This is a genomic window from Arthrobacter antioxidans, from assembly GCF_023100725.1.
Taxonomy (GTDB): domain Bacteria; phylum Actinomycetota; class Actinomycetes; order Actinomycetales; family Micrococcaceae; genus Arthrobacter_D; species Arthrobacter_D antioxidans.
Genome location: NZ_CP095501.1, coordinates 1,947,971 through 1,964,828 on the forward strand (window position 1 = coordinate 1,947,971; position 16,858 = coordinate 1,964,828).

The following is a 16,858-nucleotide window of genomic DNA, read 5'->3' on the forward strand; positions in this document are numbered from 1 at the left end:
GACCGCATGGAAAAGGCACCCGCCGCGGCGGGTGCCTTTTTCGTGGAACCGTGTCCGGGTCAGGCGGACCGGCGCTCCCCGCGACGCTCGCGGAGGATCGTCAGGCGATCCTGCAGGATCTGCTCCAGCTCCTCGACCGAACGGCGCTCCAGGAGCATGTCCCAGTGGGTACGCACGGGCTTGTCGTTCGAGGTGTCGGGCTTCTCGCCGTCGACCAGGAGGGCTTCCTTGCCGGTCTTCGAGACCCAGGTCGCCGGGATGTCGGCCTCGGAGGAGAACGTCACGAAGACCCGCTCGCCGTCCTCGCACCGGTACTCCACGCGCTGCCGGGGAGCGGGCTCGACGCCGGACTCCGTTTCCATCGACTGCGCACCGAGGCGCATGCCACGCAGGCTGCGATCGCTCATATTGTTCTCCTCATTACCCTTGCCCCCGTCGCCGGGGACCGTTGCCGCTGTTGTTCCACCGGACGTATCGGCCCGCCCGTGCCGCCTGCACGGGCCGGATGCGCCGCCGGGAGGCGACGCGGAAGCTGTCTGTCATAACACCGCGCACCCCGGAGTTGTTCCTTCGGGGCGCACGGGTAAACAGCTAACTATACAGGGGCCCGCTCAGGTGCGGGTTGTCAGCTCCGGCCCGTCGGACGGCGAATCGGGCGTGGTGGTGCCCAGGACGCTGCCGATGCCCTTCAGGGCCTCGCCGACCTCGCTCGGGATGATCCACAGCTTGTTCGCGGACCCGTCGGCGAGCTTGGGGAGGGTCTGCAAGTACTGGTAGGCGAGGAGCTTCTGCGTCGGATTCCCCTTGTGGATGGCGTCGAACACCTTGTGGATGGCCTGGGCCTCGCCGTCCGCCCGGAGGATCGCCGCCTTCGCGTCACCCTCGGCTGCGAGGATCGCTGCCTGGCGCTGGCCCTCCGCGGTGAGGATCTGGGACTGCTTGGTGCCCTCCGCGGTGAGGATGGCCGCGCGGCGGTCACGCTCGGCGCGCATCTGCTTCTCCATGGAGTCCTGGATGGAGTGGGGCGGGTCGATCGCCTTGAGTTCCACGCGTCCCACCCTGATGCCCCACCGGCCCGTCGCCTCGTCGAGGACGCCGCGGAGCTGGCCGTTGATCTGGTCGCGCGAGGTCAGGGCCTCCTCGAGGTTCAGCCCGCCGACCACGTTCCGGAGGGTCGTCGTCGTCAGCTGCTCGACGGCCTGGATGTAGTTGGCGATCTCGTAGGTGGCCGCGCGGGGGTCGGTGACCTGGAAGTACACCACGGTATCGATGGACACCACGAGGTTGTCCTCGGTGATCACCGGCTGCGGCGGGAAGGAGACCACCTGCTCACGCAGGTCGAGCAACGGCAGCAGCCTGTCGACGAACGGGATCAGGATCGTGAGCCCGGGATTCAGCGTCCGCTGATACTTGCCGAGACGCTCGACCACCCCCGCGCGCGCCTGCGGGATGATCCGCACGGACTTCACGAGGATGACCAGGACGAAGATGATGAGGACGATCAGTACGAGGGTGAGCCCGATCGTTCCTGCGGAGGCGTTCATGTATCCCCTTCGGTGGTGGGTGCGCTCCGCCCGGCCGACCGGCCGGAGAGCGGGACAGCTAGCGGCGCGCGGTCACAGTTCGGCGACCGGAGGGCTGGGGCGCTCGAGCGCGGGCTCGACGACGGCCGTGGCCCCGTCGATCCGCGCGACGGCGAGGCGGGTGCCGGCCGGCAGGGAAGCGCCGTCGGCCGACCGGGCCGTCCAGGTGTCGCCGCCGATCTTGACCGTGCCGGAGTGCGCCGTCACGGGCTCGAGTGCGATGGCCGCGGCACCCACGAGGCGGTCGATGTTGTTCAGCTGGTCGGCCGGGCCCCTCTTGAGGTGGCGTACCGCCACGGGCCGGACGAGCAGGATCATGAGGAGGGACACCACGGCGAAGACGACGATCTGCAGGACCGGTCCCGCGCCGACGAAGTCGGCCACCAGGGCGGCGAGCGCACCGACGGCGAGCATGATGAAGAGCAGGTCGAGGGTGAGGGTCTCCACGATGGCCAGTACCAGGAACAGTGCCAGCCACAGGATCCAGCCGTTGGCGATCATCCAGTCCATCGAGCAACCCCCTTCATGTGGCACGCCTGATGCGGGCGCTACTCCCATCATGGCAAAAGGGCCCGCCATAACCTAGGGCCCGGTGGCACCGACGCCGGAGTTGTTACCCATCCGTGCCGTCAGCGGGAACCGGAGGGCGCCCGGGACCGCGCGGGGACCGGCCGGGACGGGTGAGCACCTGCACGGTGAAGCGCGCGGTGACCTCCAGCGGGGTATTAGGCCCGGTGGCCGTCGTCGTGCCCTCCGCCCCCGGGTGGCGCGCAGCGGGGCCCATCACGAGCGCCGACCGTGCGAGGTCCCAGGGCAGGGACATCGTGTAGTCGAGGTCCTCCCGACCGGTCTCCACGAGGGCGCCGTCGAAGGCGGCCCGCACGTCGTCGGCCTTCTGCGGCGGCACGGACAGGAGCGGCCCCACCTCCTCGAGGCCGGCGAGGTGGCCCGGCCGAGGGGTGACCACCACCAGGCGGCCACCCGGTGCCAGCACCCGCACGAACTCGCCGGCGTTCCGCGGCGCGAACACGTTGAGCAGCACGTCCACCGATGCGTCGGCCACGGGAAGCGTCCGCCAGACGTCCCAGACGATGCTGACGCCGCCCGGGAGGCGCCGCGCCGCGCGGCGGAGGGCGACCTTGGAGATGTCGAGAGCGACCGCGACGACGCCGGGCACCGCTGCGGCGAGGCCCTCCAGGTAGTACCCGGTCCCCGCGCCGGCATCGAGCGCCACCGCGGGCGCCTGCGCATCCCGCAGGGCGGCCGCGACCACCGCCTCGCGCAGTGGCGCGTAGTGGCCCGAGCCGAGGAACGCCTCCCGCGCCTCGACCATCCCGGCCGTGTCACCCTCGAACGGGGAGCCCCTGCCCGTCAGCAGGTTGACGTAACCCTGGCGTGCCGCGTCGAAGCGGTGCCCGCCCTCGCAGGCCAGGGCGCGGCCCACGTCCTGCAGCGCGAGCGCGCAGACCGGGCAGGTGAGGAGATGCTGGGGGAGTGCGGGCATCGTTCCATCCTAGGCAGGGACACAGCCCGTTACCCGTTGACTCAGGCCACTATTTCGGGTCTGATCGGGAGGGTGAAACCTGACCAGATAGAACTCCTGACCACCACCGGCGCTCCGACCCTCCATCCGGACGGCACGCGCCTCGTCGTCGCTGCCACCCGCCCCGACCTCCGCGCCGACGCGTACGTCGGCCAACTGTGGGAGGTCACGCTCGACGGCGGGTCCCGCCGTCGCCTGACCCGCGGCTTCCGTGACACCGCACCGCGCTACTCGCCCGACGGCGAGGTCCTCCTGTTCCTCCGCGCCGCGCCGGGCGGCAAGCCCCAGCTGTTCGCCGTCCGTGCCTCAGGAGGGGAACCCGTCCAGGTGACGGACCAGCCCCTCGGCGTGGCCCGCTTCGACATCTCCCCCGACTCGCGGACAGTGGTCTTCGCCGCGCGGGTGCCCGAGCACGGGCGCTACGGGACGCTCGACGGCGTCGACGCCGGGCTGGAGGACCCCCGCCTGGTCACGCAGTACAAGTACCGGATGAACGGCCTCGGCTACGTCACGGACAAGCGCTCGCAGCTGTTCACGGTGACGCTACCCGATGTGGACGCGGAGCCCTTCGTTGCGGCGGTCGGCCGCCTGAAGCAGCAGCACACGGACGGACCGGGCGCCCTCGAGGAGGAAGGCGCCGTCCCGAAGGCGACCCAGCTGACCACGGCCGACGCCGACCACGTGGAGCCCGCCTTCTCCGCGGACGGCCGCCGGATCTTCTTCACCGCGGCACTCCAGCCGGACGCCGACTCGACCCTCGTGACCGACGTCCACTCGATCGACCTCGACGGTGGGGATTCCCGGCAGCTCACGAACCTGGGCGGGAACACGCGCCTCGGCTGCGCGGCGCCGCGCCCGAGCGCCGACGGCGCCTCGCTGTTCTTCCTCGCCTCGGACCTCTCGCCGTCGGGCCTGGACTTCGTGGCCCGCAACACGGCCCTGTACGTCCTGCCGCTGGCGGACCCCCGGGGTGTCCGGCGCCTCACCGATCCGGAGACCATCGACTTCGGCGACGTCCAGGAGATCCTGCCGGACGGCCCCGACTCCGTGCTCGTGTTCAACCGCACCCGCGGGAGGGGTGAGCTCCTCCGCGTCTCCGCCGACGGGGTGTCCGGCACCCTCGTCACCGGGCCCACCGTCGTCACCGGGGCCGCGTCGGCCGGCAGCGCCGTCGTCGTCTCCTACACCGACCCCTCGACCTCCGGCGACGTCGCCGTCGTCGAGGGGGGCTCCCTGCGCACCGTGTCCGACTTCTCGGCCGCCCTGCGCGCCGACACGCGCGTCGGTGAGCTGCAGGAACGCACCTACACCGCACCCGACGGCACCCCCGTGCACGGGTGGGTGGTCCTGCCCGAGGGGGAGGGACCGCACCCGGTGCTCCTCGTCATCCATGGCGGACCGTTCGCCCAGTACGGCTGGGGGTACTTCGACGAGGCCCAGGTGTACGCGGCAGCCGGCTACGCCGTCCTGCTGTGCAACCCGCGCGGCGCCTCCGGCTACGGCCAGGCCCATGCGCGCGTGATCAAGGAGGCCATGGGCACCGTGGACCTCGACGACGTCCTCGCCTACGTCGACGGCGCGCTCGCCGACTTCGACGCCCTGGACAGCGAGCGGCTCGGCGTCATGGGCGGCTCCTACGGCGGCTATCTGACGGCATGGACCATCGCCAACGATCACCGCTTCCGGGCGGCCATCGTCGAGCGGGGCTACCTCGATCCGCCGTCGTTCGTGGGCTCGTCCGACATCGGCTGGTTCTTCTCGGAGGAGTACACCGGCACCGATCCGGCGCACGTCGCCGGGCAGAACCCGTTCGCGAGGATCGCCGACGTGCGGACGCCCGCGTTCGTCATCCACTCCGAGGAGGACCTGCGCTGCCCGATCGAGCAGGCCCAGCGGTACTACACGGCCCTGAAGAAGCAGGGTGTGGAGACGGAGCTGCTCGTGTTCCCGGGGGAGACGCACGAACTGTCCCGGTCGGGGTCGCCGTGGCACCGCAGGCAGCGCTTCGAGCACATCCTCCGCTGGTGGGCGAAGTACCTGCCCACGACGGCGAACCCCTCGGCCGTCGGCGCAGGGTAGGAGCGCGTGCGCGGCGGGGTCAGAAGCCGAGGCCCCGCCGCGCCTCGTCGATCGTCGGCTGGGCCCACCGGGGGTGCTCCTCGTCGGCGGTGAGCGAGCGCAGGATGGCCCGGTCGAGGTAGAGCATCCCGTCGAGGTGATCGGTCTCGTGCTGGACGATCCGCGCCGGCCAGCCCTCGAACCCCGCGGTGACGGTGCGCCCGTCCGGCTCCGTGTACGTCGCCTCGATGCGGTGGGGGCGTTCGACGACGGCCTGGTAGCCGGGCACGGAGAGGCAGCCCTCGTAGAACGCATCACGCCCGTCCTCCGCGGCCGTGTAGCGCGGGTTGATGAGCACCGTGAAGGGCAGCGGGCCTCGGGATCGCGCCGCGGCGACCACCGGGTCGGCGGCCCCCTGGTCCTCGAGGACGGCGATCCGCAGGGGGATGCCGATCTGCGGGGCGGCGAGGCCCACGCCCGGCGCTGCGTGCATGACCCGGCGCATCGTGTCGATCAGCCGCGCCAGGGTTTCGTCGTCGAGCTGCCCGTCGTAGTCCTGCGCCGGACGGCGCAGGACCGGGTGGCCCGCGGCGACGATCGGCGGGAGGTCCGCGGCGAGCACGGACCCGACGTGGGCTGCGATCACCTCCGGCGGCAGCGGGACGGCGGCATGGGTCTGCAGGGCATCGGCGGTCATCCCTCCAGCAAAGCACAGACGCGGACACGAACGGGTGCCCGCCCCATTGCCCCGGGGCCCGGGGAGGACCGAGAATCGGAGGTGCCGCCCGGGCCCGTCCCGATGACGCGGCGTTCGGCAGGGGTACTGGGGTGGCACGCGTGGTCACCCGGACATCGGAGGCACCATGAGCACCACCACGACCGACGTCGAGCATGCTGCTGCGCATGCGGCGGACAGCCACGACCTCATCCGGGTCCGCGGTGCTCGGGAGAACAACCTGAAGGACATCACGATCGAGCTCCCGAAGCGGCGGCTCTCGGTCTTCACCGGGGTGTCCGGCTCCGGCAAGAGCTCCCTGGTGTTCGGGACCATCGCGGCCGAGTCGCAGCGGATGATCAACGAGACGTACAGCGCGTTCCTGCAGGGCTTCATGCCCACGCTCGCCCGGCCCGACGTCGACGTGCTCGAGGGCCTGACCACGGCGATCATCGTCGACCAGGAGCGCATGGGTGCCAATCCCCGGTCCACGGTGGGGACCGCCACCGACGTCAATGCCATGCTGCGCATCGTGTTCTCCCGGCTGGGACAGCCGCAGATCGGCTCACCGCAGGCCTTCTCCTTCAACGTCGCCTCCATCAGCGGGGCCGGCGCCGTCACGATGGAACGTGGCGGCACCACCGTCAAGGAGCGCCGCAGCTTCACCGTGACCGGGGGGATGTGCCCGCGCTGCGAGGGGATGGGATCCGTGACGGACGTGGACCTCACCCAGCTCTACGACGACAGCAAGTCCCTCACCGGGGGAGCACTGACCATCCCCGGGTACAGCATGGAGGGCTGGTACGGGAGGATCTACGGCGGCTGCGGATTCTTCGACGCGGACAAGCCCATCCGCGAGTTCACCGAGCGCGAGTTGAAGGACCTGCTCTACAAGGAACCGACCAAGATCAAGGTCGACGGCATCAACATCACGTACGAGGGCCTGGTCCCGAAGATCCAGAAGTCGATGCTGTCCAAGGACCGTGAGTCCATGCAGCCGCACATCCGCGCGTTCGTGGACCGTGCCATCACCTTCACCCGGTGCCCGGCGTGCCACGGCACCCGGCTGAGCGAGGCCGCCCGATCCTCGAAGATCGGCGGGATCAGCATCGCCGATGCGTGCGCCCTCCAGATCAGCGACCTCGCCGCCTGGGTGCGGGGGCTCGACGAACCGTCGGTCGCGCCGCTGCTGTCGGCGCTGGGGGAGACCCTCGACTCCTTCGTGGAGATCGGGCTCGGCTACCTCAGCCTCGACCGACCGTCCGGCACGCTCTCCGGGGGCGAGTCCCAGCGGACCAAGATGATCCGTCATCTCGGGTCCTCGCTCACGGACGTCACGTACGTCTTCGACGAGCCGACGATCGGCCTGCACCCGCACGACATCCAGCGGATGAACGACCTGCTGCTGCGCCTGCGGGACAAGGGCAACACGGTGCTGGTGGTCGAGCACAAGCCCGAGATGATCGCGATCGCCGACCACGTCGTCGACCTCGGCCCGGGCGCCGGCACGGCCGGAGGGAGCGTCTGCTTCGAGGGGTCCCTGGAGGGTCTGCGCCGCAGCGGCACCCTCACGGGGCGCCACCTCGACGACCGCGCCGCGCTGAAGTCCGCGGTGAGGCCGCGGCACGGCGTGCTGGAGATCCGCGGGGCGACGGCGCACAACGTGCGCGACGTCGACGTCGACATCCCGCTGGGCGTCCTGTGCGTCGTCACGGGAGTGGCGGGATCCGGCAAGAGCACGCTCATCCACGGCTCGGTCTCCGGGCGGGACGGCGTGGTCGCCGTGGACCAGGCGGCCATCAAGGGCTCGCGCCGCAGCAACCCGGCCACGTACACCGGGATGCTCGAGCCCATCCGCAAGGCGTTCGCCAAGGCCAACGGCGTGAAGCCTGCCCTGTTCAGTGCCAACTCCGCGGGCGCATGCCCCACCTGCAACGGCGCGGGGGTCATCTTCACGGACCTCGCCATGATGGCGGGCGTCGCGACGACCTGCGAGGTCTGCGACGGCAAGCGGTTCCTGGCCGAAGTACTCGAATACACGCTGGGCGGCAAGGACATCAGCGAGGTCCTGTCGATGCCTGTCTCCGACGCCGCCGCGTTCTTCGGGGCCGGCGCGTCGAAGGTGCCCGCCGCCGCGGCGATCCTCCACCGGCTGTCCGACGTCGGGCTGGGGTACCTGAGCCTCGGACAGCCGCTGACCACGCTGTCGGGCGGCGAGCGCCAGCGCCTGAAGCTCGCCACCCACATGGGCGAGAAGGGCGGCATCCTGGTCCTGGACGAGCCCACCGCGGGGCTGCACCTCGCCGACGTCGAGAACCTGCTGGGCCTGCTGGACCGCCTGGTGGACGCCGGGAAGTCCGTCATCGTCATCGAGCACCACCAGGCCGTCATGGCGCACGCGGACTGGATCATCGACCTGGGCCCGGGGGCCGGCCACGACGGCGGCACGATCGTCTTCGAGGGCACGCCGGCCGACCTCGTCGCCGCCCGGCCGACCCTCACCGGGCGGCACCTGGCGGAGTACGTCAAGGCCTAGCGTCGCGCTCGCGGACCGCGGAGACGGCGTCGAGGATCGCCCGAGCGGTCTCCGCGGCGTCGTGGTCGTCGTCGATCAGCGAGCCGTGCGTCGCCCCGCCGACGACGCGGTGCAGCGAGTTGCTCGACAGCGCGGCGAGGGCGTCCTGCGAGGCCGCCCACCCCGGCCTCGCCCCTCTGCCCGCGGACAGCACGACCAGGGGCTTGTCATCGAAGGTCCGCAGGGCTGCAGCCTGATCCACCGAGAACCCGGCGAGGAGGTACTCGTCGACGGTGCTCTGCAGGTGGTCGGCCGACGCCACTCCGAGGAGCCGGCCGAGGCCGAGCCGTCCTCCGGCGACGACGAGCGCGGAGATCCGCTGCATCGTGTCATCGGGATCCGCCGCGGGAGGAGGGCCGGGCGTCGGGTCCGCTGCCGGCGCGGTCGAATCGATCAGCACCAGCCCGGCCACCTCCTCGGGGTACCGGGCGGCGAAGGTGAGGGCGTACAGGCCCCCGAAGGAATGGCCTGCCAGCACGTAGGGCCCGGGCTCGTCGCCGCGCCGCAGCAGCGTATGCAGGTCGGCGGCGATCCGCGCGCCGTCCTGCGGGACGTCGGAGGGGTCGCTCCACCCCCGCCCCGCCCGGTCGTAGACGCAGACCCGGGTCTCGCGGGCCACGGCGGGGGAGATCGGGGCCAGGTCCGACGACGTCAGGCCCGCGCCCGGTTCGATCACCACGGTGGGCCCACCGGACCCGGTGCAGTGCAGGTACAGGCGGTGACCGCCGACGTCGATCAGCCGGCCCTGCCCGGGGGTGCTCCCTGCGCGAACGGCGCCCCGCACGGTCTCGTACCCGCCGGTCAGTGACGCGAGGACCAGCAGCACGATCACGGGGTAGAGCAGCGCCCGAACAGCCCTGCTCCGGAGCTGCCGGCGGATCCTCACGGCCGCCCACATCATGAGCGCCAGCAGGGCAGGGGGCCACAGCCAGGCGAGCACCTCCCGCATCGGGTCTCCGAACAGGACCAGGAGCAGACCGCCCAGGCCCATGAACACCGCCGGGACCGCGGTCCACCGCTGCGGCTGGTCGGAGAATCTCACCGACAGGACGGCCACCAGAGCCCACCCGGACGCGAAGCCCAGCAGCAGGGCTCCCGTCACGCCGCTTTCCGTCGCCGGGATGAAGGGAGCGGCCGCCAGCACCAGGGCGATGAAGAGACCCGCACCCGACGCGCCGGCCACCAGGCGGCCGAGGCGCCCCGTCCGTGGTGGACCGGGAGGGTGCGAGGCCATCAGGGGATCTCCGTCCATCGCCCGAGTGTACGTACCGGGCCCCGCGACCTGCGTCGTCCCGCGCATGTCATCCCCGAGGCGTACGCGGCTCCCAACCGCGCATCAGCGGGCGAGGGCCTCCAGCTCGGCCCGCCTGATCCCGAGACGGTCGATGGCCCGTGCCGTGGTCCCGTATTCGAGATGTGCGGCCGCCGCGACGATATCGACGGCGCGCAGTGTCGCTCGCCGCTCCCGGGCGCGCTTTCGTGCGTCCTGGAAGACCGCCTGGGCGGATGCAGTGCTGTGCAGGACGCCCCGCGGGTGGTCGTCGATGGGAGTGCTGGTTCCTGCGAGGCCGAGGGATCCCAGGGCCTCGGCATGCACGGCGATGACCGCGTCGCGGAACCGCGGCGCATCGAGCGGGAGGGAGGCGAGGTCGGAGCGGTCGAGGTCCTCGCGGTCCAGCGCGGCGATGACCAGGTGTTCGGCGCCCATCACCGGGTCTCCCAGTTCATGCGCGACGCGTTCTGCGGCGGTGAAGAGCGACTTCATGAAGGAGACGTCGGAGACTGCGGTTCTGATGCCCATGATGATCCTGTTCAGTCGTTGGAGGGTCGGCGACGGCCGGGGGAGAGTCTCTTGTGTGCCGCCTGTGCACTGAGGTTCAGCGCGGCACCGATCTGGGCCCACGTCCATCCCTGGGCCAGGGCCTCGTCGACCGCGGACCGCTCGAGCGACGCGGCGAGGCGCCGGAGGGCGACGACAGCGGCGAGAGCGTCCGCCGGCCTGTCGGGAGGAGGCGTCGAGGTGAGGTCCATGGCATCAACATAAGTTGATAGTACGGATCTGTCAACGCTTGTTGATGAGGCGGATACTGGTCGGGGAATTCGCCGGAGCGGAACGGGGGAGTAGCCGTCGAGTGGCCGCCTGCTACTCCAGGGCCGACGTCAGCCGCGCAACGCCGTCCAGGGAGGTCGACGAGAGCGGCTCCCGCGCCCACTCTTCACGGGTCAACTCGCTGGAGACCGATCGGTAGTGCTCCTCGACGTCGCGCATCCGTTGCACGAAGACGCGACCGCGCACCAGCAGTGAGACCTCGAGATCCAGGTTGAAGGAACGGATGTCCATGTTGCTGGACCCGATGACCGCGATGTCGTCGTCGATCGACACATGCTTCGCATGCAGGATGTACGGCGCCGGGTATCTGAAGATCCGCACACCGGCGTCGAGGAGCTCTCCGTAGTAGGAACGCTGGGCATGGAACACCGGACCCTGATCGCCGATCTCCGAGACGAAGAGCTGGACGTCGAGGCCGCGCTGGCAGGCTGAGGTGATGGCGTACATCATCGCCTCATCGGGGACGAAGTAGGGGCTCGTGATGATCGCTCGTTTCGACGCCCCGTACAGCAAGGACAGGAACAGGCGCAGATTGTTCTCGGTCTCGTAGGACGGACCGCTCGGCACCACCTGACATTCGATCGCATCCGGGGACCGGTCGAAGACGGCAGAGCGAATAGGCAGATTCGCGGTCGGCGACGCCGGGTCGAGTTGCTCCCCGGTCTCGGTCAGCCAGTCGGAGAGGAACACGGCGTTCAGGCTCGTCACCACCGGTCCCTCGAGCCGCGTCACCAGCTCCTGCCACTGCAGGCCGCGTTTGATGTTCTTCGGAGCGTTGTAGCTGCGATCGATCAGGTTCTGGGAGCCCATGAAGCCCACCCGCCCGTCCACCACCACGAGCTTCCGGTGGTTGCGGAGGTCGGGCCGTTGATACTTGCCCTTGAAGGGCATCACCGGCAGCATGTAGCTCCAGTGCACGCCGATGCGGTCGAGTTCAGCGAAGGTCTCCTTGCTGTGCGCGATCCTCGCGGAGGAGACATGGTCGGCGAGCAGGCGCACCGTCACGCCACGGCCGACGGCGGCTTCCATGGCTGCGAAAAAACTTTTCGTCGTGTCATCGAAGGACACGACGAAGAATTCCACGTGCACGAACCGCTCCGCCGTGTCGATCTCCGCGGCCATGGACTGGATGGATTGCCGATACTCGCCCAGGAGAGTGCCGGTGTTGCCGCCGACGACCGGGATGCCGCCGAGCAACTGGTTCTGTCGGGTGACATTGGTGAACCACTCCGGCCAGCTGTCCCGTTGCGGGGTCAGGTCAAGTCCTTCAGCAGCGGCAGCGATCAGGGCGGTGATGCGGTCCTGTTCCGCACGGCGTCGCTTCGGGAGTTTGGGCGAGCCGATGACCAGGTAGAGCACCACGCCGATGACCGGGAGCATCACGATGGTGAGAATCCACGCCATTGCCGCCGTGGGCTTGCGCCGCTTGGGGATGACGATGAGCGCGGCGACGCAGACGACGAGGTGTGTGAGCACCCCGATGATCCACGCGAGGTTCGTGCTGAGTACCGGATCCATCAGTCTGCCCTTACGCGGTCAGTGATGAGGTATCGCCGTCGGGGGGTCATCGGACCACGGTAGAGCGGTGCCCCGCCTTACACATCACCCTCGGGGAATGACGTGGGGCGCCTGCCCGGGCGGTACCGTCGACGCATGATGGCCGGCGATCCGCGAGGAGAAGGGCACCCGGGCTGCGCCGGGCCGGGTGCTTCCCGCTGCCGTGACTGCCGCGCACGGTTCCGTGCCGACCCTCGAGACCCTTCCGCCCTTCCCTCACCCCCGGAGGCGACGTGACGACCAACGTGCCAGGCCAACCCAGGTTCCAGCGTCGGGGACGCCGACTGCCCAGGCGTGCGGCCTCGGCACTGGCGGAACGGTGGACGACGGTCGACGGGGTCCACGTCTTCTACCGGGAATCGCCCGCCCCGCCCGATGCACCCGTCATGATGCACGTCCACGGCTTCGGCCTGTCCGGGCGGTACCTCCTGCCGACGGCGGAACGTCTCAGCGACGAATTCCACACCCTTGTTCCCGACCTTCCAGGGTTCGGACGCAGCGGCAAGCCGATCGACCCTCTCGACGTGCCGGATCTCGCGCACGCGGCCGCCAGGTTCCTCGACGACCGTCAGGTCACGTCCGCCACGCTCGTCGGCAATTCGATGGGCTGTCCGGTCATCTGCGAGTTCGCCTACCGCTATCCCGAGCGTCTGGACCGGGCGGTCCTCGTCTCGCCGGCCGGGGGAGTGAACAACCAGCCGCTACGGCGCGCCGTGCGGCAACTCGCCCGCGACGGCACACGCGAGCCGGTCGGGATGATCCGCGTGGCAGCCCCGGACTACCTCAGGTTCGGTGTCCCCAGCACCGTCAGGATGTTCCGCGCCCTCACCCGGTACCCGTCCCTCGATCGCCTGCTGGCCTTGAAGGTCCCGACCCTGGTGGTCATCGGCGACAGGGATCCGCTGATGCCGAACCCTGACCGGATTCGCGAGGTCGCGAGCAACACGGACAACCATGTCCTCGTGGTGATCATCGAAGGGGCGGCGCACGCGATCAACTTCAGCAACCCCGGCGAACTGGCCCATGTCATCCGCCAGTTCATGGCAGATCAACCGATCGTCGACGATCCCGATGAGCCCGGGCACTCCCACTCCTACGAGATTCACCGCGGGACTCTCCATCCGCACCACAGACCACCAACTCGGTAGCTGGCGGAGGGCTCGCAACCCGACGGCGTGACCGGGCCGATCCACTGCGACGCGGGGATCGGCAGGACTACTGCCGGCCGTACCTCTTGTGGACGGCCTGTTTGGACACCCCGAGGCTCTGTGCGATGGCCTCCCAGGACAGCCCGGACTGGCGGGCACTGCGGACAAGCCCGGCCTCGCTGCGCGCCACCTCCCGCTGAAGCTCGGCGACGATCCTCAGCGCTTCCGCCGGCCCCTTGCCATCCATCGATCCGACAAGCGTCTTCATCCTGTCCACCTCCATTCGTCAATGATAGTTGACGACTGGAGACGGACACAATGGGGCGTCCGATCGGAGTGCCGGGAATCGGTTCCGCCCACGGTGCAATGATGCAAAGCCTCTACTGCCGGCATCGCGGCCGCCCGGGGCCTCCTCGACGTCGACGGACGCTGACATCGCTACGCGGGCGCATGCGGACCTTTCCGCGATCCGCGTCATCCGATGGGGGAGGTGTACGTCCTCGGCGCACACTGCTACACCAACGAAATATGGGTACATACATGGTGGGGTTCGACCGGACGCCCGAATTCGGTGCATCCGTATGGATAACAAACGCCGTGGTTTTGATCGTCTGTGCCGCAGTAAACGGATGTGTGACCTGCTGGAAGTCGAACACTGCATGCTGGGCGGGATCATCCTGACGTCGGGCGACCATCGATGATCACCGATGGGTTCCCGTAGGCGTCGTGACGCACGAACGATCAGTGGAAAGACAAGCACCGCCGCCTTGCGTCCTGGTTTCTGGGTCCCGACGTTCGTGACTGGCATCCACCGGTGGAAGCCCGGCGTGGCAGTGGCCAGTCGGTGAAAGCTCGTAGGTCGAGTGGCGCTCGGGCCGTCTCGAATGCGGACGCCGAACGAGACGTCGGCGACAGGCGAGGTGAGCGCGTCATGGCTGACGGGACCGGTTGATCGGAGGTTCGGAACCCCCGCTCGGGCGACCTGGTTATTTCGCCGATAATCTACATTATGTCAACTAAAAGATGTTCCGTTGCAGGATCTGCGGCCCTGGACCCGGTGATACGACTCCCCCTCGGCCGGGTTGCCGGGCGCCTGGTCCCGGGCCGTCGAAAGGTGAGCCCTGCACTGGCCCGTGCATTCGTCGGGTCAGTATCACCTCCGTCGATCAGGAATTCCGTGATTCGGGAGCATCTGGTTGTTCGTGCTCCAGTGCAGCGGTGATGGCGGCCGGCGATGGCAGGGAAGCTCGCTCGTCGGCCGGAAGTGCTTCGTACGTGTAGGACGTGACGGCCAGGGGTTGTGTGGAGCCCTCGAGTGCATAGCGTACGACTCGGTCGCTCTTGGACCCGCACACGAGGATACCGACAGTCGGCGCTTGCCGTGAGAGTCGCAGGATGTCGTTGACGGCTGCGACGTAGAAATTGAGCTGGCCCAGGTTCTCCGGTTTGAACTTGCCGGCCTTGAGCTCCACGACCACGTAACGGTCGGAGGGAACGTGGTAGAGCAGCAGGTCGATGTAGAAGTCGTCGCCGTCGATGTTCAGGTGATGTTGACGCCCGACGAACGCGAAGCCCGGTCCGAACTCGGCCAGGGTCTGGGCCATCCGCAGGGTCATCGCCTCCTCGATGGCGTGTTCCTGGGCTTCCTCGGTCAAGCCGAGGAAGTCGAGCACCAAGGGGTCCTTGGCCACTTCCCGTGCCAGGTCTGTGCCTTCGCTGGGCAGCCGCGCTTCGAGGTTGTTCGGTGCTGCACCTACCCGAGCGTGGAGATTGGTGAGGATCTGGTGTTCCAGCACGGCCACGGACCAGCCATGCTGGGCGGCACGTAGTGCGTACCAGGTGCGTAGCTCGTGGTTGTCCACCTTGTTCAGAAGGGTGACGTTGTGGCTCCAGCTCAATTGTCCAGACGGCGTCTGGACAATCGGTGTCGAGGTGTCCCATGCCGCTGCGAAGGCACGCATGTTGTACAGGTTCGTCCGGGAGAAACCCCTCATGTGCGGGAACTCCGCCTTCAGGTCCTGCGCCAGACGGTTTAGGACCCTACTCCCCCACGGTTCGTCCGCCTGCCTCTCCAAGATGGACCGCCCGATGTTCCAGTACAGCTCGATCATCGCGGTATTCACGACACGCTGCGCATGATGCTGGGCTTCCCGGACCAGCGCCTTCAGAGCCGTGAAGGCGACGGCGTAATCTTCGGGAAGGTCGGGCTCGAGCTGAGGCATGAAACAACCCTAGTCGGACGCGTGGGCGTCCCTTTCCACGCGCTGAGGATCGCCTGACGGGCGGTCCGAACGGCCTCATGCGGGGTCGCCCCCCGCTCGGCCGTCAGCGCTTCCGGAAGGCGTCCCTCACCTTCTCGGCCGCCTGCCTCAGGTCCGCCTTGACCTGATCCCTTTTTCCCTCCGTCTCGAGTCGCTCGTTTCCTGTTGCCCTGCCCGTGGCTTCCTTGGCCCTGCCTGAAAGCTTCTTCGCTGCATTCTTGATCTTGTCGCCCAGACTCATCGAGTTCTCCTTCGGCGTGCAGGCCCCGCCGCCTATCGGCAGGCAGAGCCTTTCGCGGCGCAGGCCGGGGCTGGATGCTTGCCCGTTCCGTGACGATGAGTGGCCCCTGAACCTGCCGGTTCGCGGTCGCGCAGGAATGCGACGCGCAAATTGGTCCTGGACCCCTCGGGACGTCACCTGGTGCTTGCCGGCTGGTGCTGCCATGTGATCCTTTCACCGGCGATGCGGGACTCCTTCACATGTCCGCGCCACGAACTCCCGCACCAGACTGTGCTTGGGGCTCGCATTACGGCCTGGACGATCCGCGTTGTCCGATGAGATGCAGGTCACCCGGCAATTGTTGCTGGGAACCTCCGACCCCATCAGGGTCTTTGGTCCCTGATTCAGGCGTGCATCCCACCGCCGGCGCGATCCTCCGGCCTTGTAGCATGGCCCCCCCCACTCCTCATAGGACGAAAGGCCCTATCGTCCATTGCGGCCGGTGGGCACGCTTCAGGCAGCAGGACCACCTGATCGCAGCAAGCCTGAGGAGACACTCCATGAGCACAGCAGCCGCCCCGCGAATCGTCGTCGGCGTCGATGGTTCGCAGCAGTCCGTCGAGGCGTTGCGTTACGCCCAGCGGCTGGCCCCCGCCTTCGACGCGACGATCCTGGCGGTCGCGGCATGGGACTACCCGGCCGAGTACCCCGGGTACGTTCCGCTCGGCACCAGTGAGTTCGCCGACGCCGCGAAGATCCATCTGGAGCACGCCGTCACGAAGGCCTACGGAGGGAACGTCCCGAACGGCCTCGAGACCACGGTGGTCTTCGCCCATCCCGGCAAGGCGCTCGTTCAGGCCTCCCGCGATGCCGCCCTGCTCATCGTGGGCCGGAGAGGTCACGGAACATTCCGGGGGCTGCTCCTGGGGTCCGTGAGCGCCAGTTGCGTCTCGCACGCCCACTGTCCCGTCCTCGTGATTCCTCACGTGGCTGAAGAACCGGCGTCGGAGAACAAGCCGGCAGCCGGCAAAGTGGCCGAAGACGCAGACGCTTGAAGGATGTGCCACCGCTCCCCCGGCGTCGCCGCT

Annotated in this window: 16 protein-coding genes; 4 read left to right on the forward strand and 12 right to left on the reverse strand. The window is 68.9% G+C overall.

Annotated features, from left to right (window positions below):
- Positions 1 to 59: 59 nt before the first annotated feature.
- The 4 genes from MWM45_RS08905 to MWM45_RS08920 form a co-directional block, all read right to left on the reverse strand.
- Positions 60 to 407, reverse strand: coding sequence for an RNA polymerase-binding protein RbpA (locus tag MWM45_RS08905; protein ID WP_043445375.1), 348 nt, complete (start codon positions 405 to 407; stop codon positions 60 to 62).
- 204 nt (positions 408 to 611) lie between these two features.
- Positions 612 to 1,544: an SPFH domain-containing protein gene (locus MWM45_RS08910; RefSeq protein WP_247826145.1), complete on the reverse strand. Its 933-nt coding sequence runs from the start codon at positions 1,542 to 1,544 to the stop codon at positions 612 to 614.
- Positions 1,545 to 1,616: 72 nt separating this feature from the next.
- Positions 1,617 to 2,093 (reverse strand): NfeD family protein, encoded by a 477-nt coding sequence (locus MWM45_RS08915; protein ID WP_043445380.1) that lies wholly within the window; start codon positions 2,091 to 2,093, stop codon positions 1,617 to 1,619.
- 103 nt (positions 2,094 to 2,196) lie between these two features.
- Entirely contained in the window at positions 2,197 to 3,087 is an 891-nt protein-coding gene (locus tag MWM45_RS08920) for a putative RNA methyltransferase (protein WP_247826146.1), read from the reverse strand.
- A 72-nt stretch (positions 3,088 to 3,159) separates the two neighbouring features.
- Here MWM45_RS08920 and MWM45_RS08925 point away from each other — a divergent pair, with 72 nt between their 5' ends.
- Complete coding sequence (locus MWM45_RS08925; RefSeq protein WP_247826147.1) at positions 3,160 to 5,205, forward strand: S9 family peptidase; 2,046 nt, start codon at positions 3,160 to 3,162, stop codon at positions 5,203 to 5,205.
- Positions 5,206 to 5,224: 19 nt separating this feature from the next.
- Here the strand turns inward: MWM45_RS08925 and MWM45_RS08930 are convergent, their stop codons facing one another.
- On the reverse strand, positions 5,225 to 5,881 hold the full coding sequence (locus MWM45_RS08930) for a peptide deformylase (protein WP_247826148.1): 657 nt from the start codon (positions 5,879 to 5,881) through the stop codon (positions 5,225 to 5,227).
- 166 nt (positions 5,882 to 6,047) lie between these two features.
- Between MWM45_RS08930 and MWM45_RS08935 the strand changes: the two genes are divergently transcribed.
- Positions 6,048 to 8,435, forward strand: coding sequence for an ATP-binding cassette domain-containing protein (locus MWM45_RS08935; protein ID WP_247826149.1), 2,388 nt, complete (start codon positions 6,048 to 6,050; stop codon positions 8,433 to 8,435).
- On the opposite strand, the gene MWM45_RS08940 is transcribed toward MWM45_RS08935, so the two are convergent.
- From MWM45_RS08940 to cls, 4 genes are all read right to left on the reverse strand, one after another.
- Positions 8,425 to 9,726: an alpha/beta hydrolase gene (locus MWM45_RS08940; protein WP_247826150.1), complete on the reverse strand. Its 1,302-nt coding sequence runs from the start codon at positions 9,724 to 9,726 to the stop codon at positions 8,425 to 8,427. The genes MWM45_RS08935 and MWM45_RS08940 overlap by 11 nt on opposite strands.
- An 84-nt stretch (positions 9,727 to 9,810) precedes the next feature.
- A complete protein-coding gene (locus MWM45_RS08945; protein ID WP_247826151.1) occupies positions 9,811 to 10,275 on the reverse strand; it encodes a hypothetical protein in 465 nt (154 codons plus the stop codon).
- An 11-nt stretch (positions 10,276 to 10,286) separates the two neighbouring features.
- Positions 10,287 to 10,505 (reverse strand): hypothetical protein, encoded by a 219-nt coding sequence (locus tag MWM45_RS08950; protein ID WP_247826152.1) that lies wholly within the window; start codon positions 10,503 to 10,505, stop codon positions 10,287 to 10,289.
- A gap of 112 nt (positions 10,506 to 10,617) precedes the next feature.
- Complete coding sequence (gene cls, locus MWM45_RS08955) at positions 10,618 to 12,102, reverse strand: cardiolipin synthase (RefSeq protein ID WP_247826153.1); 1,485 nt, start codon at positions 12,100 to 12,102, stop codon at positions 10,618 to 10,620.
- A gap of 425 nt (positions 12,103 to 12,527) precedes the next feature.
- Here cls and MWM45_RS08960 point away from each other — a divergent pair, with 425 nt between their 5' ends.
- Positions 12,528 to 13,289, forward strand: a complete 762-nt coding sequence (locus MWM45_RS08960) for an alpha/beta fold hydrolase (protein ID WP_247826154.1) — start codon at positions 12,528 to 12,530, stop codon at positions 13,287 to 13,289.
- A 67-nt stretch (positions 13,290 to 13,356) separates the two neighbouring features.
- Here MWM45_RS08960 and MWM45_RS08965 read toward each other — a convergent pair whose 3' ends face one another.
- The 3 genes from MWM45_RS08965 to MWM45_RS08975 form a co-directional block, all read right to left on the reverse strand.
- Entirely contained in the window at positions 13,357 to 13,557 is a 201-nt protein-coding gene (locus MWM45_RS08965; RefSeq protein ID WP_247826155.1) for an AsnC family protein, read from the reverse strand.
- A gap of 898 nt (positions 13,558 to 14,455) precedes the next feature.
- On the reverse strand, positions 14,456 to 15,511 hold the full coding sequence (locus tag MWM45_RS08970; RefSeq protein WP_247826156.1) for a PDDEXK nuclease domain-containing protein: 1,056 nt from the start codon (positions 15,509 to 15,511) through the stop codon (positions 14,456 to 14,458).
- Positions 15,512 to 15,614: 103 nt separating this feature from the next.
- On the reverse strand, positions 15,615 to 15,791 hold the full coding sequence (locus MWM45_RS08975; RefSeq protein WP_247826157.1) for a CsbD family protein: 177 nt from the start codon (positions 15,789 to 15,791) through the stop codon (positions 15,615 to 15,617).
- Positions 15,792 to 16,330: 539 nt separating this feature from the next.
- Between MWM45_RS08975 and MWM45_RS08980 the strand changes: the two genes are divergently transcribed.
- Positions 16,331 to 16,825: a universal stress protein gene (locus MWM45_RS08980; RefSeq protein ID WP_247826158.1), complete on the forward strand. Its 495-nt coding sequence runs from the start codon at positions 16,331 to 16,333 to the stop codon at positions 16,823 to 16,825.
- The last annotated feature ends 33 nt before the right edge of the window (positions 16,826 to 16,858 follow it).

Bases quoted from the DNA above. Each gene is read 5' to 3' on its own strand.
- MWM45_RS08920 (WP_247826146.1), bottom strand. From the start codon at position 3,087: ATGCCCGCACTCCCCCAGCATCTCCTCACCTGCCCGGTCTGCGCGCTC.
- MWM45_RS08945 (WP_247826151.1), bottom strand. From the start codon at position 10,275: ATGGGCATCAGAACCGCAGTCTCCGACGTCTCCTTCATGAAGTCGCTC.
- MWM45_RS08940 (WP_247826150.1), bottom strand. From the start codon at position 9,726: ATGGACGGAGATCCCCTGATGGCCTCGCACCCTCCCGGTCCACCACGG.
- MWM45_RS08930 (WP_247826148.1), bottom strand. From the start codon at position 5,881: ATGACCGCCGATGCCCTGCAGACCCATGCCGCCGTCCCGCTGCCGCCG.
- MWM45_RS08950 (WP_247826152.1), bottom strand. From the start codon at position 10,505: ATGGACCTCACCTCGACGCCTCCTCCCGACAGGCCGGCGGACGCTCTC.
- MWM45_RS08935 (WP_247826149.1), top strand. From the start codon at position 6,048: ATGAGCACCACCACGACCGACGTCGAGCATGCTGCTGCGCATGCGGCG.
- MWM45_RS08915 (WP_043445380.1), bottom strand. From the start codon at position 2,093: ATGGACTGGATGATCGCCAACGGCTGGATCCTGTGGCTGGCACTGTTC.
- MWM45_RS08980 (WP_247826158.1), top strand. From the start codon at position 16,331: ATGAGCACAGCAGCCGCCCCGCGAATCGTCGTCGGCGTCGATGGTTCG.
- MWM45_RS08905 (WP_043445375.1), bottom strand. From the start codon at position 407: ATGAGCGATCGCAGCCTGCGTGGCATGCGCCTCGGTGCGCAGTCGATG.
- MWM45_RS08965 (WP_247826155.1), bottom strand. From the start codon at position 13,557: ATGAAGACGCTTGTCGGATCGATGGATGGCAAGGGGCCGGCGGAAGCG.
- MWM45_RS08910 (WP_247826145.1), bottom strand. From the start codon at position 1,544: ATGAACGCCTCCGCAGGAACGATCGGGCTCACCCTCGTACTGATCGTC.
- MWM45_RS08960 (WP_247826154.1), top strand. From the start codon at position 12,528: ATGATGCACGTCCACGGCTTCGGCCTGTCCGGGCGGTACCTCCTGCCG.
- MWM45_RS08975 (WP_247826157.1), bottom strand. From the start codon at position 15,791: ATGAGTCTGGGCGACAAGATCAAGAATGCAGCGAAGAAGCTTTCAGGC.
- MWM45_RS08970 (WP_247826156.1), bottom strand. From the start codon at position 15,511: ATGCCTCAGCTCGAGCCCGACCTTCCCGAAGATTACGCCGTCGCCTTC.
- cls (WP_247826153.1), bottom strand. From the start codon at position 12,102: ATGGATCCGGTACTCAGCACGAACCTCGCGTGGATCATCGGGGTGCTC.